Source organism: Corynebacterium sp. AOP12-C2-36 (assembly GCF_052379185.1).
Lineage (GTDB): Bacteria > Actinomycetota > Actinomycetes > Mycobacteriales > Mycobacteriaceae > Corynebacterium.
Genome location: NZ_JBQSYJ010000003.1, coordinates 59,928 through 76,416 on the forward strand (window position 1 = coordinate 59,928; position 16,489 = coordinate 76,416).

Below are 16,489 nucleotides of genomic sequence, written 5' to 3' on the forward strand. Positions count from 1 at the left end.
CCGTGGCCCTTCCCCAGTTGACCCCGGAGCAGCGTGCAGAAGCCCTGAAGAAGGCCGCCGAGGCCCGCAAGGCCCGTGCCGAGCTCAAGGAGAAGCTCAAGCGTGGAGGCACCGACCTCAAGCAGGTCCTTGCTGACGCCGACGAAGACCCGATCATCGGCAAGATGAAGGTGTCGGCCCTTCTCGAGGCCATGCCCAAGGTCGGCAAGGTCAAGGCCCAGGAGATCATGACCGAGCTGGAGATCGCCCCCACCCGTCGCCTCCGCGGCCTGGGCGACCGTCAGCGTCGCGCCCTGCTGGGGCGCTTCGGTTTCGAGGTCTAGGAACCTTGTCCCCGCAAGTTCAGGCCGAAGTGCAGAACACCGACGTTCCCTCCCCGCACCTGGTCGTGCTGGCGGGACCGTCGGCCGTCGGGAAGTCGACTGTGGTCGCACAGTTGAAGGCCGCCGTGCCGGACCTGTTCTTCAGTGTGTCGTGGACGACCCGGGACCCCCGTCCCGGTGAGGTCGACGGCAGGGACTACCACTACGTCTCCCGGGAGCGATTCCGGGAGGAGGTGGACGGTGGCCTCATGCTCGAGTGGGCGGAGATCCACGGTGGCCTGCAGTTGTCCGGGACCCCGGCACAGCCGGTGACCGAGGCCCTGCGTTCCGGGCGTCCGGTCCTGGTCGAGGTCGACCTGGCCGGCGCGCGCAACATCAAGCAGATGATGCCCGAGGCACTCACGGTGTTCCTGGCACCTCCCACCTGGGAGGAGCTGGTGGAGCGGCTGACCGGCCGTGGTACCGAGAGTGAGGACGTCATCCGGCGTCGCCTGGAGACCGCCCGTGAGGAGCTCGCCTCCAAGGGTGAGTTCGACCGGGTGGTCGTGAACCGGGACGTGACCGAGGCTGTCGCCGAGATCAGCGCCCTGCTGACCGGCCACGCAGAGTAAGAGCAAGACAACTCGCGTTTTCCAACGCGGTGAACAAGCAAAGGTGTGGAGTGGAAACCAACGACAACTCAACCGTCTTCGACCCGGCGGTCGGCATCACCAACCCGCCGATCGATGATCTGCTGACCAAGGTGTCCTCGAAGTACGCCCTGGTGATCTTCGCGGCCAAGCGTGCGCGTCAGATCAACAACTACTTCCAGACCGTCGGTGACGGCGTGTTCGAGTTCGTCGGCCCGCTGGTCACCCCGGAAGCCCACGAGAAGCCGCTGTCGGTGGCCCTGCGTGAGATCGAGGGCGATCTGCTGGAGCACACCGAAGGCTGATCCACCCGCTTCCCGGCACCCAGGCCCGCCGTCGGCACCGTCGTACCCCGCACCCAGTGCGGGGGAGACGGTCGCCGGTGGCGGGCCTGAGCCGTCGGTGGGACACGGCAGGGCCCCAGCAGGTCCACGGCACTGGAACATCGCCCGGCGGGCGTGGGCTAGGCTGGTCTCCTGTGAGTGACAACCAACTGAACGTGCTCGTCGGCGTGGGGGGCGGTATCGCCGCCTACAAGTCCGGCGCCCTGGTCCGCTACTTCACCGAGGCCGGGCACGACGTCCACGTCATCCCCACCGAGTCGGCCCTGCGTTTCGTCGGTGCGGCGACGTTCGAGGCCCTCTCCGGCAACCCGGTGTCCACCACCGTCTTCGACGGGGTGGACGAGGTCCGGCACGTGCGCCTGGGGCAGGACGCCGACCTGATCGTGATCGCCCCGGCCACCGCGGACCTGCTGGCGCGTCTGGCGCACGGGCGTAGCGACGACCTGCTGTCCGCCAGCGTGCTGGTGGCGACGTGCCCGGTGGTGCTGGCGCCGGCGATGCACACCGAGATGTGGCAGAACCCGGCGACCCGCGACAACGTGGCCACGCTGCGTCGACGCGGGGTGACGGTGCTCGAGCCCGCCCACGGCCGGCTGACGGGCACGGACTCCGGTGCGGGGCGTCTGCCCGAGCCCGAGCACATCGGGGCGTTGGCCACGGCGGCACTGGACCGGTTCGGCATCTTCCGTCAGTCCCTGGCGGGTCGGCGGGTCCTGGTGACCGCCGGTGGCACGCACGAGGCCCTGGACCCGGTGCGCTACCTCGGCAACGCCTCCTCGGGCCGGCAGGGATTCGCCCTGGCCGACATCGCCGTGCAGCGTGGCGCGCAGGTGGAGCTCGTCGCCGGGGTCACCGAGGACCTGCCGGTGCCCTCGGGTGCCCGCGTCACCCGGGTGCGTAGTGCCCGGGAGATGGAGAATGCCGTGGCGGAACTGGCCGGTGGGGTGGACGCGGTGGTCATGGCCGCCGCGGTGGCGGACTTCCGCCCCGCGACCACGGCCGGAGCCAAGCTGAAGAAGGGTGGGGAGACAGACCTGACCACCCTGGAGCTGACCGAGAACCCGGACATCCTGCACGGTCTGGTGGAGCGTCGCCGCGGCGGCGGGCTGCCGGAGGACCTCGTCATCGCCGGCTTCGCCGCGGAAACCGGTGACGAGTCTCACTCCCCGTTGGACCTCGCGCGGGCAAAACTAGAGCGAAAAGGCTGTGACCTGCTGATGTGCAATGCCGTCGGCGACGGGGTGGTGTTCGGCCAGGCGGACAGCCAGGGCTGGATCCTCACCCCGGGACAGCGTCCGGGCGCCGAGGAGGTCACCGAGGTCCCGGCGTCGTCCAAGCTGGTCGTGGCCTCGTACATCCTCGACACGCTCGAGGACCTGCTGCCCGGCTGAGACCTCACCGGGTGCCCCACAGGCGCCATACCGGGTGCCCTCCGACACCCGCCGCCACCACTTTACAGACTGCTTGGTCTAGGATGGTGACGTTCGGGCGCGCACCACGGTCACGTACGACAGAAACAGAGCAGGATCTCGCCCCGAGATCCACCCAAGACACCATCTCGAAGACAAGTCAGGAAGTCAGCGAAGTCCATGACAGAGAGCACCCCCTCCTCCGCACGTCCCCGCCTGTTCACCAGTGAGTCGGTGACCGAGGGCCACCCCGACAAGATCTGCGACGCGATCTCGGACACGATCCTCGACGCGTTGCTGGCCAAGGACCCGCGCTCGCACGTGGCGGTGGAGACGATGGTCACCACCGGCCAGGTGCACGTGGCCGGCGAGGTCCGCACGGACGCCTACGTGGAGATCCCGAAGCTGGTCCGTGAGACCCTGCTGAGCATCGGCTTCACCTCCTCCTCCGTCGGTTTCGACGGCCGGACCTGCGGCGTCAACATCGCCATCGGCGAGCAGTCGCAGGAGATCGGCGACGGCGTCGACACCTCCCACGAGATTCGCAGCGGCGCGGAGGGAGACAAGTACGAGGACGTCGACCAGGCCGGTGCCGGCGACCAGGGCCTGATGTTCGGCTACGCCTCGGACGAGACCCCGGAGCTGATGCCCCTGCCGATCGCCACGGCCCACCGCCTGTCGCGCCGGCTGACCCAGGTGCGCAAGGAGGGCATCGTCAACCACCTGCGTCCGGACGGCAAGACCCAGGTCACCTTCGCCTACGACGCCGAGGGCCGCCCCTCCCACCTGGACACCGTGGTCATCTCCACCCAGCACGACGAGGAGATCACCCAGGCCGAGCTCACCGAGCAGCTGCGCACCAACGTGGTCGACTGGGTCATCGAGGACGCCGGCCTGCAGGACTTCGTCACCGGCGAGCTGACCCTGCTGATCAACCCGTCGGGGTCGTTCATCCTCGGCGGGCCGATGGGCGACGCCGGGCTGACCGGACGCAAGATCATCGTGGACACCTACGGCGGCATGGCCCGTCACGGTGGCGGGGCGTTCTCCGGCAAGGACCCGAGCAAGGTGGACCGCTCGGCGGCCTACGCGATGCGCTGGGTGGCCAAGAACATCGTCGCCGCGGGCCTGGCGCACCGTGCGGAGGTGCAGGTGGCCTACGCCATCGGCCGTGCCCGCCCGGTGGGCCTGTACGTGGAGACCTTCGGCACCGCCACCGGCGGGCTGACCGACGAGCAGATCCAGCAGGCGGTGAGCGAGGTCTTCGACCTTCGCCCCGGTGCGATCATCCGCGACCTGGACCTGCTGCGTCCGATCTACGCGCAGACCGCCGCCTACGGTCACTTCGGCCGCACGGACATCGACCTGCCGTGGGAGAGCACGCAGCGCGCCGACGCCCTGGCCGCCGCCGCCCAGAATGCGGCCCAGAACGCGGCACAGTAGGGAAAACCGGTGGCCGACCCGACCGGCCCGGCTGAGGGGGAGGTGGACGACCCGGTCGCCCGCGTCCTGCCGTTGCTGGGCATGCCGCACCTGGACCGGCTGTTCGACTACGCCGTGCCGGCGAAGCTGGACGCCGAGGCGCGCCCTGGGGTGAAGGTGCGGGTGCGTTTCGCCGGGCGTCTGGTGGACGCCCTGCTCGTGGAGCGCCGCCGCACCACCGACCACGTGGGCACCCTGGCCCCGTTGAACCGGGTGATCAGCCCGTTGCAGGTCGTGCCGCCGCGGATCTGGTCGTTGGTGAACCATCTCGCCGACCGCTACGCCGGCACCCGCTCGGACGTGATCCGCGCGCTGGTGCCGTCGCGGCACGCCTCGGCGGAGAAGGACGGGCTCTTCGGTGGTGGGGTGGACTGGGAGGAGCTCTACGGCCCGCTGGTCGCCCGAGACGATCTCGTCGCCGCCCCGCGTACCGCCGCGGCGTCGGGCTGGGCGGGGTACCGCCACGCCGACAGTTTCCTAGGTGCGGTGCTCGACGGCCGGGCCGCCCGGGCGTCCTGGCTGTGGACGCCGGGGGAGGACTGGGCCGCGCGGGTGGCAGAGGCCGCCGCGTCGGTCGCCTGGAACGGTGGCGGGGTGCTGGTCGTGGCCCCGAACCAGCGGGAGGTCGACCGGGTCGTCGCGGCGTTGCGGGTGTTCCTGTCCGCGGCGCAGATCACCGAACTCAGCGCGAAGGTCGGCCCGGCGGCACGTTACCGCCGTTATCTGGCGGTGCTGGCGGGCCAGGGCCGGGTGGTGGTCGGCACGAGGTCGGCGGCCAGTGCCCCGGTCGCCGACCTGCGCCTGATCGTGCTGCTGGGCGAGGCGGACGACAACCTGGTGGACCCGCGCTCGCCCTACCTGCACGCCCGTGAGGTGCTGCGGTTGCGCTCGGAACTGGAGGAGACCGGCCTGCTCGTGGGCGGGGCACACCGTTCGGCGGAGATCCAGCGCTGGGTGGAGGAGGGTTTCACCCCCACCCTGCGCCCGCTGCCGGAGTCCCTGCGTGCCCGCATGCCGTGGATCCATGCCCTCGACGACATCCACGACGCCCACGCCACGCACTCCCGTCTGCCCTCGGCCGGGCTCAAGGCGATCCGACGGAGCCTGGACGCCGACATGCCCTGCCTGGTGCAGGTGCCGCGGCGTGGCTACGCCCCGGCGGTGGCGTGTTCGACGTGCCGGACGCCCGCGCGGTGCCGGCGCTGCAACGGCCCCCTGGAGCTGCCGGCCGGCCCCACCGGCACCGACGGGTCCTCGGTGCCGCGCTGCCGCTGGTGTGGTGCACTGGAGGGCCAGTTCACCTGCGGGACCTGCGGCGGGCACGCCCTGCGCATGTCGGTGGTGGGCCAGGAGCGCACCGCCGAGGAATTGGGCCGGGCCTTCACCGGGGTGCCGGTGGTGGTCTCCGGCGGCGGCCAGATGCGCACCCACGTGCCGGACAAGGCGGGCCTGGTGGTCGCCACCCCGGGCTCGGAGCCGGTGGTGGAGGACGGCGGCGGCTACGGCGCGGTGCTGGTGCTGGACACCTGGCTCACCTTGGGCCGTGAAGACCTGCGGGCCGGGGAGGCCGCGCTGCGCCAGTGGATGGAGGCGGCGTGTCTGGCGGTGCCGCGCGAGTCCGGCGGCGAGATGGTCGTCGCCGTCGCACCGGACGACCCGACGGTGCAGGCCCTGATCCGCTGGGACCCGGAGGACGCGGCCGCCCGCGAGCTGGCAGGACGGCGCGAGGCGTCCTTCCCCCCGGCGGTGACGCTGGTCGCGGTGGACGGCACGCCAACGTCCCTGGAGCAGTTCGAGGACGCCTGGGCGCCGCCGGAACAGCTCGGCGGGGTCGAACGCCTCGGCCCGGTGGAATTGCCGCCGGGTGTGCGCAGACCGGCGGGGCTGGGCGAGCCGGAGGCGGCGACCGCGCGCCGGCTGATCGTCCGCGTCCCGGTCACCGTCGAGCCCGGTGGGACCGCCGAGATGCTCGGGGCGTCGCTGCGCGCGGCGTTGTCTTTGCGTGCCACGCGCCGCCAGTCCGACCCGCTGCGCATCGTCGTCGACCCGGTGCGGGTGGGGTAGCCGGGCCTGGCGGTAGACTGTGACGCCATGACCGTTCTCGACATCCGTCTCTTCGGCGACCCGGTCCTGCGCACTGTCGCGGACCCGGTCGGCGACCCCACCGGCGACGACTCCCTGCCCACCCTCATCGACGACATGCTGGAGACCATGGACTCCGCCGGGGGAGTCGGTCTGGCGGCGAACCAGGTGGGCCTGACCCGCCGGATCTTCGTCTACGACTGCGACGGCGACCGCGGCCACGTCATCGACCCGGTGTGGAGCGCCGTCGGCGAGGACGAGCAGACCGCGCGGGAGGGGTGCCTGTCGGTTCCCGAGACCGGCGGCCCGGTGACCAGGTTCGAACGGGTCCGTCTCACCGGTTCCACGGTGGACGGGGCCACGGTGGACCGCGAGGTCGACGGGCTGATGGCCCGCTGCGTGCAGCATGAGACCGACCACCTGGACGGGGTGATGTTCTTCCAGCGCATGGAGCCGGCGGAGCGTCGCGCGGTGATGGGTGAGATCCGGGGAAGCGAGTGGTTCAACCGATGAGGATCCTTTTCGCCGGCACGCCCGAGCCTGGCGCGGTGACCCTGGAGTACCTGCTGGAGGAGTCCGACCACGAGGTCGTCGGTGTACTGACCCAGCCGGACGCCAAGCGTGGACGTGGCCGCACGCTGCACCCCTCGGCGGTGGCGGAGGTTGCCACGGCCCACGGTGTGCCCGTGCACAAGTTCGCCTCGTTGAAGCCGGGGCACGAGGACGCCGAGGAGGTGCGTGAGACGTTGCGCGGTTACGCCGCCGACGGTGCGGAGGCCGTGGCGGTGGTGGCCTACGGGCAGATCCTGCCGCAGGACGTGCTGGGGATCTTCCCGCAGGGGTGGATCAACCTGCACTTCTCCCTGCTGCCACGTTGGCGCGGTGCGGCACCGGTGCAGGCCGCCATCGCCGCCGGTGACACCACCACGGGTGCCTCGACGTTCCGCATCGTTCCCGGGTTGGACGCCGGCCCGGTCACCGGTGAGGTCACCGAGACGATCGGGCTGGAGGACACCGCCGACGACCTGCTGACACGACTGACGTACTCGGGTCGGGTGCTGTTGTCCCGGACGTTGTCGGGGCTGGCCTCCGGCGAGGTCGTCGCCGAGGAGCAGGACGAGACGGGCTCGACGTACGCGTCGAAGATCACCAGCGCGCAGGCGCGGGTGGACTGGCGGCGTCCGGCGGCGGTGGTGCAGCGTACCGCGCGTGCGCACACCCCGGCGCCGGGTCCGTGGACGGTGCTCGACGGCGAGCGCTACAAGCTGGGCCTGATGCTTCCGGTGCCCTCGAGCGAGGACGACAGCGAGGACGCACGTTTGGCCCCCGGTGAGCTGCGCGCCACGAAGGCCGCGGTGGTCGTGGGCACCGGCGACGGCGTCCTGGAGATCACCCGGATCCAGCCGCCGGGCAAGAAGATGATGGTCGCGGCGGACTGGGCCCGTGGCCGCGGCGACCTGTTCGAGGTATCCCCGTCCGCATCCCCGGCCACGTCCCCGGCCACATTCGAGAGTCCGCTAGAGCAGCACGCAGCAGAGGGAGAGTCCTGATGGCAGGTTTCCGCGCACGGTCGACGTCGGGGGATTCCCCGAAGCAGCGTCCGGGTCAGAAGAAGACGTCCGGCGACCACCGTCAGGGTGGTCAGTCAGGCTACCGGCGGCGCAGCGAGTCGCACCGCCAGGAGCACCGCGACGTGGTGGAGCAGCGGGAGAAGCAGGGCAAGCGCGGCTCGGGCGACAAGGTGCGCGACGCGGTCTTCGGCGTGCTGCGCCAGGTCAGTTCGCAGGACGCCTACGCCAACCTGGTGCTGCCCGGGGTGATCCGCTCGGCCGGGTTGAGCGGGCGCGACGCCGCCTTCGCCACCGAGCTGACCTACGGCACCTTGCGTGCCCAGGGCCTGCTGGACGCCGTGATCGCCGAGGCCGCCGGGCGCCCGGTGGGACGCATCGACGAGACGGTGCTGGACGCGTTGCGCCTGGGTGCCTACCAGGTGCTGCGTACCCGTGTCGACGACCATGCGGCGGTGAACACCACCGTGGAGCTGGTCAAGGCCAACGGTGAGGAGAAGGCCGCCGGTTTCACCAACGGTGTGCTGCGCCGGATCACCCGCTCGACGCCGCAGGAGTGGCTGGGTACCGTCACCGCCGGGTTCACCGACCCGGTGGACGCCCTGGCGTTGCGTTACGCCCACCCGACGTGGATCGCCGAGGTATTCAACACCGCCCTCGGCGGGGCCGCCGGTGAGCCTGCCGCTGAGCTGGAGGCGGCGTTGACCGCCGACGACGAGCGTCCGCTGGTGCATCTGGCGGCGCGTCCGGGCCAGATCACTGCCGAGGAACTCGCCCTGGTCACCGGTGGTGAGGAAGGTCGGTGGTCGCCGTACGCGGTGTACCTCTCCGAGGGCGACCCGGGAAAGCTGGAGCCGGTGAAGGAGTCGCTGGCCTCGGTGCAGGACGAGGGCAGCCAGCTCATCGCCCTGGCGATGCTGCGCGCCGAGGTGGATGGCGACCAGGGCCGGTGGCTGGACCTGTGCTCGGGGCCGGGCGGCAAGACGGCGTTCCTGGTGTCCTGGGCGATGGGCGACGGAGCACGGGTGGACGCGGTCGAGTCCGCCCCGCACCGCGCGGAGCTGGTCCGCAAGGCCACGCAGGGGCTGCCGGTGTCGGTGCACCTCGGCGACGGCCGTGATCTGGCCGGCGTCGAGGGGCTCGAGGTGCCTGGCTCGCAGGATTCCGATGCCGGACGTGTCGGCTTCGACCGCGTGCTGGTGGACGCACCCTGTACGGGGTTGGGCGCGTTGCGTCGGCGTCCGGAGGCGCGCTGGCGCAAGTCGGCCGAGGACGTGGCCCCGCTGGTCACCCTGCAGCGTGACCTGCTGCGCTCGGCGGTGTCGGCGACGGCGCCGGGCGGGGTGACGGTGTACTCCACTTGCTCGCCGCACCCGGCGGAGACCAGCGCGGTGGTGCGCGCGGTGGCCGAGGAGACCGGCGCGGTCATCGAGGACGCCACCGCACTGTTCCCGGAGTTGGAGGACGTCTCGGGTCCGTTCGTGCAGCTGTGGCCGCACCGTCACGGTACCGACGCGATGTTCTTCGCGGTGCTGCGGCGGCCCTGACACACCTCGGGGACATCTCAGCGGCCGTCCCGACTAGAGTGGGTGCCATGAGTCCTGCGCGCCGTCAGCCCCAGATCGCCCCGTCCATCCTCGCCGCCGACTTCGCGGACATCAGGGGCAGTGTGGCCCTGGTTCCGGGGGCGGACTGGCTGCACATCGACGTGATGGACGGGCACTTCGTGCCGAACCTGAGCTTCGGTCTGCCGGTGGCGGACGCTGTGCGCCGCTCCACGGACACCTTCCTGGACGTGCACCTGATGATCGAGGACCCGGCCCGCTGGGCATCCGACTACGCCGCGTTCGGCAACGTGACCTTCCACCTGGAGGCCGTGGCGGACGTGGAGGCCGCGGTCGCCCTGGCCGCCACGTTGCGTGAGGCGGGCACCAGGGCCGGGGTGAGCATCAAGCCGGGAACCGCGGTGGAACCGCTGCTGGACCACCTCGCCGACTTCGACACGGTGCTGGTGATGAGTGTGGAGCCGGGCTTCGGCGGGCAGTCCTTCATGCCTGAGGTGCTGGACAAGGTCCGTGCCCTGCGTGCCCGTATCGACGCCGACGTGCTGGACACCCTTGTGGAGATCGACGGCGGCATCGGGCCGGACACGGTGGGCGTCAGCGCCGAGGCCGGGGTGGACGTCTTCGTCGCCGGCTCGAGCGTGTTCGGGGCAGAGAATCCCGAAGCCCGGGTGACCGAGCTGCGGAACACTGCCGCGCAGGCGGTCGCCGGGGCATGACGGACCCGCTCGTCGACCGGCTGTCCGCTCTGCTCGCCGAGGCAGGTGTCGGGGAGCCTGCAGAGTCCTGGGAGGCCGAGTCACTGGCCGCCGCGGTGTTGCAGGCGGACGCCGCCGGCCAGGAGGTCCGCGGGACGACCTCGCCGAACCCGCCGGTCGGCGCGGTGGTGCTGGACGCCCAGGGGACTGTTGTCGGTGTCGGGGCGACGAGCCCTCCCGGTGGTGCCCACGCCGAGGTCAACGCTCTGACCGCCGCGGGGGAGCGGGCGCGTGGGGGAACGGCCGTGGTGACCCTGGAGCCCTGTAACCACACCGGACGCACGGGTCCGTGCAGTCAGGCACTGCTGGCGGCGGGCGTGGCGCGCGTGGTGTTCGTCTTCGCCGACCCGGGTGAGACACAGGGCGGGGGAGCGGAGTATCTCCGCGCCGCCGGGGTAGAGGTCATCGGACCGTTGGTGGGAGACACCGGGAACTTGGCGGGAGTGCCGGTGTTCAGCGTGGAGCCGTGGTTGGCGGCACAGCGCCTGGGCCGGCCGCACGTGACGCTGAAGTACGCCGCCACGATGGACGGTTTCGCCGCGGCCACGGACGGCACGTCGCAGTGGATCACCGGCGAGGTTGCCCGCCAACGGGTTCACCGTGACCGTGCGCGCCGAGACGCGATCCTCGTGGGGACGGGGACGGTAGTCGCGGATGATCCACGCCTCACCGCCCGGCGGGCGGACGGATCCCTGTACGACCACCAGCCGCTGCGGATCGTGGTGGGAACCTCGGACCTGGCCGGGGACGCGTCGATCCGTCCTGCCCTGCACCTGCAGACGCGCGACCTGCCTGTGGTACTCGAGGAGTTGTGGGGCAGGGGCGTGGTGGATGTCCTGGTGGAGGGCGGCCCGCACCTGACGGCGGCATTCGTGGCGGCCGGTCTGGTGGACGCGGTGGAGGCGTACACCGCCCCGGCACTACTGGGGGCGGGTTTGCCGGCGGTCGTGGCACCGCAGGGTGCGACGACCACGATGGCCGGCATCCATCGGTTCACATTGAGGTCGGCAGAGACCATCGGCGGGGATGTGCTGATCGTGACAACGCGCAACTGAACCCGATCCTTCGGTGACTCCGGGAGCACGGTGCAGCTCCTGTGCCCCGCTTCACAAGCACCCCGGTACCTGTCCTACACTGAACAGTTATGTTCACCGGAATCGTCGAGGAGACGGGCACGGTCGCCGAGGTAGACGGCACCGAAGACGCCCAGCGCATCCGCATCGCCTGCAGCCACGTCCTGCAGGACGCCACCCACGGGGCGTCCATCAGCGTCAACGGTGTCTGCCTCACCGTGACCGAGTTCGACTCCACCGGCTTCTGGGCCGACTGCATGAAGGTCACCCTGGACTACACGGCCCTCGGTGCCGCGCACCCCGGTGACCGGGTCAACCTGGAGCGCGCCACACCGGCCGGCGGGCGTCTCGGCGGCCACATCGTCCAGGGCCACGTCGACGGCACCGCCGAGCTCATCTCCCGCACCCCGGGCAGCGAGTGGGAGGTCTTCCGCTTCGAACTCACCGGCGCCAGCGCCGAGCTCGCGCGCTACGTCGCCAAGAAGGGCAGCATCGCCGTCAACGGTGTCTCCCTCACCGTGGCTGAGGTCGGGCCCGTCAGCGACCCCTGGTTCGAGGTCTCGCTGATCCCCACCACCCTCGCCGAGACGATGCTCGGCGACCTCAAGACCGGCGACACCGTCAACATCGAGTGCGACGTACTCTCCAAGTACCTCGAACGACTGTCCCAGGCAGAAGGAGACGCCCAGTGAGCGACCTCACCAACCCCACCAGCGGCACCCACGGCTCCAGCTCGGACCGGAGCCAGTCCGGCGACCGTGGCAGCCTGCTCGACCCCGTCGAGGACGCCATCAGCGACATCGCCGCCGGCAAGCCCGTGGTCGTCGTCGACGACGAGGACCGGGAGAACGAGGGCGACATCATTTTCGCCGCCGAGACCGCCACCGCCGAGACCGTGGCCTTCACCGTCCGGCACTCCTCGGGCTACATCTGCGCCGCCGTTCCCGACAGTGAGGCCGACCGGCTCGGGCTGCCGCCCATGGTCGCCCGCAACGAGGACGTCCGCGGCACCGCCTACACCGTCACCGTCGACGCCGCCGAGGGCATCACCACCGGCATCAGCGCCACCGACCGTGCCCGCACCCTGCGCCTGCTCGCCGACCCCACGTCCACCCGCGAGAGCTTCCACCGTCCCGGGCACGTCGTGCCGCTGCGGGCGAAGAAGGGCGGGGTCCTCGAACGCGGCGGGCACACCGAGGCCTCCGTGGACCTCGCCCGCGCCGCCGGGCTGCGTCCGGCCGGTGTGCTGTGCGAGGTCGTCTCCGAGGAGGACCCGACCGGCATGGCACGCCTGCCGGAGCTGCGCCGCTTCTGCGACGAGCACGGCCTGTCGTTGATCTCCATCGAGCAGCTCGCCGACTGGCGCCGCGTGCACACCCCGGTGGTGGCCCGCAGCGTGGAGTCCCGGCTGCCCACCCGCTACGGCAACTTCCACGCCGTGGCCTATAACGGCCTGATCGACGGGGTCGAGCACGTCGCACTGGTTGCCGGTGCCACAGGAGACACCGGAGACACCGGCAACTTCAACGGCGCCGAGGACGTCCTGGTGCGCATCCACTCCGAGTGCCTCACCGGCGACATCTTCGGCTCCCTGCGCTGCGACTGCGGTGAGCAGCTGTCCACCTCCCTGGACCGCATCGCCGAGGCCGGCAGCGGGGTACTGGTGTACCTGCGCGGCCAGGAGGGCCGCGGCATCGGCCTGGTGCCGAAGCTCAAGGCCTACAACCTGCAGGACCAGGGGCTGGACACCGTCGACGCCAACACCGCCCAGGGCCTGCCGGTGGACTCGCGCGAGTACAGCGCCGCCGCCCAGATCCTGCGCGACCTCGGCGTCGGCTCGGTGGCCCTGCTGTCGAACAACCCCGGCAAGCGCCTCGACCTGGAACGCCACGGCATCCCCGTGACCCGCCGGGTGCCCGTGGAGCTGCCCGCCAACCCGGAGAATGAGGCCTACCTGCGCACCAAGCGTGACCGCATGGGCCACCAGATCGACTCGCTGACCCCCGCCGCCCACTAGCCACCACACTCCTAAGGAGCCACCCATGCCCTCGGACGGACTCGCCGACATCACCCTCACCCGCGACGCCGGGGCGGGCTACCGCATCGCCGTGGTCACCGCCTCCTGGAACGCCGAAGTCACCGACCGGCTGCACGAGCACGCCGTGACCGCCCTGCGCCAGGCCGGAGCCTACGTCGGACAGTGGCGCGTCGCCGGTGCCGTCGAACTGCCCGTCGTGGCCGCGGAGGCGGCGAAGAACTTCGACGCCGTCGTCGCCAACGGCTGCGTCATCCGTGGGGAGACCGCCCACTTCGACCACGTGTGCAATGCCGTGACCTACGGGCTGACCCGCGTCTCCCTGGACTGCGGAAAACCCGTCGGCAACGGTGTGCTCACCGTGGAGAACCAGGCCCAGGCCGTCGCCCGCGCCGGCGGCGACGGGGCCGTGGAGGACAAGGGGGCGGACGCCGCCCGCGCCGTCCTGCACTCGCTGCTGGTGCTGCGCGACATCCGCTCGGCACGCTGAGCACGGTTTCGTCGTGGTCCGTGCCCGGGGGTAGGCTGGTGACCCGTGAGCAGCTCTGAATCAGTGTCCCAGTCCACTGTGGCCGACGGCGCGGTAGACCGTGCGGCGGATAGCACGGCCACCGGCGCGACCCCCGGTCGCGCGGGCCGTCCGGAGTGGCTGCTGACCGTCACCTCCACCAGCCTGCGGTGGTGGGCGGTCATCGGTGCGGTCGTGGTCATGGCCGTGCACGTCTTCATGGCCGTCGTCTCCGGGGTGGGGGACACCGGCGCCACGGTCAGCAGCGTGGACCAGTGGGCGTTCATCGGCATCGGCGTGATCATCTCCGCCGCAGTGCTGATGCTGCTGCGCCCCCGGGTGCGCGTCAACGAGGACGGGGTGGAGGTCCGCAACATCTTCGGCGCCCAGTTCTACCACTGGTCGATCATCCACGGCCTGTCCTTCCCCCGTAAGGCCCGCTGGGCCCGCCTCGAGCTGCCGGACTTCGAGTTCGTGCCGATGATGGCCTTCCAGGTCGCCGACCGGTCCACGATCGCCAGGAAGGTGGAGGACTTCCGCGTCCTCGAGGACCGCTACATGCCCGACGAGTAGGGGAGTAGGCTCCGAGTCCATGGCCGACCCCGCCTCCTACCGACCCGCCCCCGGCACGATCCCCACCAGTCCGGGGGTCTACACGTTCCGTGACGCCGACGACCGGGTGATCTACGTCGGCAAGGCGAAGAACCTGCGCGCCCGCCTGTCGAACTACTTCCAGGACCCCGGGCACCTGGAACCGCGCATCCGCACCATGGTGCACACCGCCGACCACGTGCAGTGGACCGTGGTGGGCAGCGAGATCGAGGCCCTGAACCTCGAGTACACGTGGATCAAGAAGTTCGCCCCCCGGTTCAACGTGATGTACCGGGACGACAAGACCTACCCCATGCTCGCCGTGAGCGTGAAGGAGACCTACCCGCGGGCGTTCCTCTACCGTGGCCCGCGCAAGAAGGGCGTGCGCTACTTCGGCCCGTACCCCAAGGCCTGGGCCATCCGCGACACCCTGGAGTCGCTGACCCGGGTGTTCCCGGTGCGCACCTGCACCACCGGGGTGTACCGGCGCCACGAACAGCTCGGACGGCCCTGCCTGCTCGGCTACATCGACCGCTGTTCGGCACCGTGCGTGGGGCGGGTGTCGCCCTCGCAGCACCGCGAACTCGTCGACGAGTTCTGCTCCTTCCTGGCCGGCGGCAACACCGACCGGGTGATCCGCGACGTGCGCGGCGAGATGACGGACGCCGCCGCCGACCTCGACTTCGAACGCGCGGCATCCCTGCGCGACCAGCTCGGGGCGATGGAGAAGACCGTGGAGAAGCAGTCCGTGGTGTTCTCCGACGACACCGACGCCGACCTCGTCGCCGTGGCCAGCGATGAACTCGAGGCCGCCGTGCAGGTCTTCCACGTGCGCGGCGGACGCATCCGCGGCCAACGCGGCTGGGTGGTGGAGAAGAAGGCGTCCACCGACGATGCTGGTGAGGCTGGCGACGCTGGAGACGCCGAAGATTCAGAGGCCGACGGCTGGCCCACGCTGCTGGAGGACTTCCTCACCCAGTTCTACGGGGAGAACGCCGAACTCGCGAACGCCACCGAGTCCGCCGTCGGCGGCAACTCGCGCGCCGACGTCGCGTCCGGCAGTAGCGTCGGCGCTACCGGCACCGGCACCGAGCCGGACGCCGTGGCCCTGGAGCCCGTGCCGCGCGAGATCCTGCTGCCCGTCCTGCCCACCAACCGGGAGCGGCTCACCGACTGGCTCACCGTCCTGCGCGGTGCCCGGGTCACCCTGCGCGTCCCGCAGCGCGGCGACAAGCGCTCGCTGATGGAGACCGCCACCACCAACGCCACCCAGGCGTTACGCCAGCACAAGATCGCCCGCGCCGGCGATCTGACCACCCGCTCGGCGGCCCTGCAGGAACTGCAGGAGGCGCTGTGGATGGACGATTCCCCGCTGCGCATCGAGTGCACCGACATCTCCCACATCCAGGGCACCGACGTGGTCGCCAGCCTCGTGGTCTTCGAGGACGGCCTGCCGCGCAAGTCCGACTACCGTCGCTACCGCATCCGCGAGGCCGCCGGCGACGGGCACTCCGACGACGTCGCCTCGATCGCTGAAGTCGTCCGGCGCCGTTTTAAACGCCATCACAAGGACCGCACCGCCGTGCCCGAGGGCGACGACGGCGGCGACCTGCTGGACGGCGAGGTCACCGTGGAGCAGGCCGAGGCCGGGTCGAAGAAGTTCGCCTATCCGCCGCAGCTCTTCGTCGTCGACGGCGGCAAGCCCCAGGTCAACGCGGCCCAGGAGGTACTCGACGAGTTGGGCGTCACCGACGTCACCCTGGTGGGGGTGGCCAAGCGGCTGGAGGAGCTGTGGGTGCCCGGCGACGATTACCCGGTGATCCTGCCACGCAACTCCCAGGCGCTGTACCTGATCCAGCAACTGCGCGACGAGGCGCACCGATTCGCCATCACCTTCCACCGCTCCAGTCGCGGTAAACGTATGACCCGCTCCGCCCTCGACGAGGTCAAGGGGCTGGGTCCGAAGCGTCGGGCCGAGCTCGTGAAGACCTTCGGCTCGGTGGCCAAGGTCCGGGAGGCCGGGGTGGAGGGCATCACCCAGGTGCCAGGCTTCGGGCCGGCACTCGCCGAGGCCATCGTGGCGGCGTTGGAGCGGCAGACACCACCGGAGTCTTCGGTCTAGAAT

General features: G+C 70.9%; 16 protein-coding genes. All 16 read left to right on the plus strand.

Features of this window, described 5'->3' with window-relative positions:
* Window positions 1-2: 2 nt before the first annotated feature.
* The 16 genes from mihF (at window position 3) to uvrC (ending at window position 16,486) form a co-directional block, all read left to right on the plus strand.
* A complete protein-coding gene (mihF, locus tag ACT3UN_RS03095; protein ID WP_444656419.1) occupies window positions 3-323 on the plus strand; it encodes an integration host factor, actinobacterial type in 321 nt (106 codons plus the stop codon).
* A 29-nt stretch (window positions 324-352) separates the two neighbouring features.
* Window positions 353-934, plus strand: a complete 582-nt coding sequence (gmk, locus tag ACT3UN_RS03100) for a guanylate kinase (protein WP_301441908.1) — start codon at window positions 353-355, stop codon at window positions 932-934.
* A gap of 50 nt (window positions 935-984) precedes the next feature.
* Window positions 985-1,257, plus strand: a complete 273-nt coding sequence (gene rpoZ / locus ACT3UN_RS03105; protein WP_038548496.1) for a DNA-directed RNA polymerase subunit omega — start codon at window positions 985-987, stop codon at window positions 1,255-1,257.
* Between the two features lie 173 nt (window positions 1,258-1,430).
* Window positions 1,431-2,687 carry a bifunctional phosphopantothenoylcysteine decarboxylase/phosphopantothenate--cysteine ligase CoaBC gene (gene coaBC, locus ACT3UN_RS03110; protein ID WP_444656282.1) on the plus strand — a complete coding sequence of 419 codons (1,257 nt, stop codon included), beginning with the start codon at window positions 1,431-1,433 and terminating at the stop codon, window positions 2,685-2,687.
* A gap of 198 nt (window positions 2,688-2,885) precedes the next feature.
* A complete protein-coding gene (metK, locus tag ACT3UN_RS03115) occupies window positions 2,886-4,148 on the plus strand; it encodes a methionine adenosyltransferase (protein WP_301441910.1) in 1,263 nt (420 codons plus the stop codon).
* An 81-nt stretch (window positions 4,149-4,229) separates the two neighbouring features.
* Entirely contained in the window at window positions 4,230-6,251 is a 2,022-nt protein-coding gene (locus ACT3UN_RS03120) for a primosomal protein N' (protein ID WP_444656421.1), read from the plus strand.
* Between the two features lie 27 nt (window positions 6,252-6,278).
* Entirely contained in the window at window positions 6,279-6,782 is a 504-nt protein-coding gene (gene def, locus ACT3UN_RS03125; protein WP_301441911.1) for a peptide deformylase, read from the plus strand.
* Window positions 6,779-7,819: a methionyl-tRNA formyltransferase gene (fmt, locus tag ACT3UN_RS03130; RefSeq protein WP_444656284.1), complete on the plus strand. Its 1,041-nt coding sequence runs from the start codon at window positions 6,779-6,781 to the stop codon at window positions 7,817-7,819. The genes def and fmt overlap by 4 nt, the downstream gene beginning before the upstream one ends.
* Entirely contained in the window at window positions 7,819-9,384 is a 1,566-nt protein-coding gene (locus ACT3UN_RS03135; RefSeq protein WP_444656286.1) for an RsmB/NOP family class I SAM-dependent RNA methyltransferase, read from the plus strand. Before fmt ends, ACT3UN_RS03135 begins: the two co-directional genes overlap by 1 nt.
* A gap of 47 nt (window positions 9,385-9,431) precedes the next feature.
* Window positions 9,432-10,118: a ribulose-phosphate 3-epimerase gene (rpe, locus tag ACT3UN_RS03140; protein WP_444626744.1), complete on the plus strand. Its 687-nt coding sequence runs from the start codon at window positions 9,432-9,434 to the stop codon at window positions 10,116-10,118.
* Window positions 10,115-11,212, plus strand: a complete 1,098-nt coding sequence (ribD, locus tag ACT3UN_RS03145; protein ID WP_301441915.1) for a bifunctional diaminohydroxyphosphoribosylaminopyrimidine deaminase/5-amino-6-(5-phosphoribosylamino)uracil reductase RibD — start codon at window positions 10,115-10,117, stop codon at window positions 11,210-11,212. Before rpe ends, ribD begins: the two co-directional genes overlap by 4 nt.
* An 89-nt stretch (window positions 11,213-11,301) precedes the next feature.
* Window positions 11,302-11,922, plus strand: coding sequence for a riboflavin synthase (locus ACT3UN_RS03150; protein ID WP_301441916.1), 621 nt, complete (start codon window positions 11,302-11,304; stop codon window positions 11,920-11,922).
* 74 nt (window positions 11,923-11,996) lie between these two features.
* Complete coding sequence (locus tag ACT3UN_RS03155; protein WP_301441920.1) at window positions 11,997-13,247, plus strand: bifunctional 3,4-dihydroxy-2-butanone-4-phosphate synthase/GTP cyclohydrolase II; 1,251 nt, start codon at window positions 11,997-11,999, stop codon at window positions 13,245-13,247.
* Window positions 13,248-13,272: 25 nt separating this feature from the next.
* On the plus strand, window positions 13,273-13,755 hold the full coding sequence (ribH, locus tag ACT3UN_RS03160; protein WP_301441917.1) for a 6,7-dimethyl-8-ribityllumazine synthase: 483 nt from the start codon (window positions 13,273-13,275) through the stop codon (window positions 13,753-13,755).
* A gap of 45 nt (window positions 13,756-13,800) precedes the next feature.
* A complete protein-coding gene (locus ACT3UN_RS03165) occupies window positions 13,801-14,346 on the plus strand; it encodes a PH domain-containing protein (protein ID WP_441582932.1) in 546 nt (181 codons plus the stop codon).
* Window positions 14,347-14,365: 19 nt separating this feature from the next.
* Window positions 14,366-16,486 (plus strand): excinuclease ABC subunit UvrC, encoded by a 2,121-nt coding sequence (gene uvrC, locus ACT3UN_RS03170; protein ID WP_441579433.1) that lies wholly within the window; start codon window positions 14,366-14,368, stop codon window positions 16,484-16,486.
* Window positions 16,487-16,489: the final 3 nt, after the last annotated feature.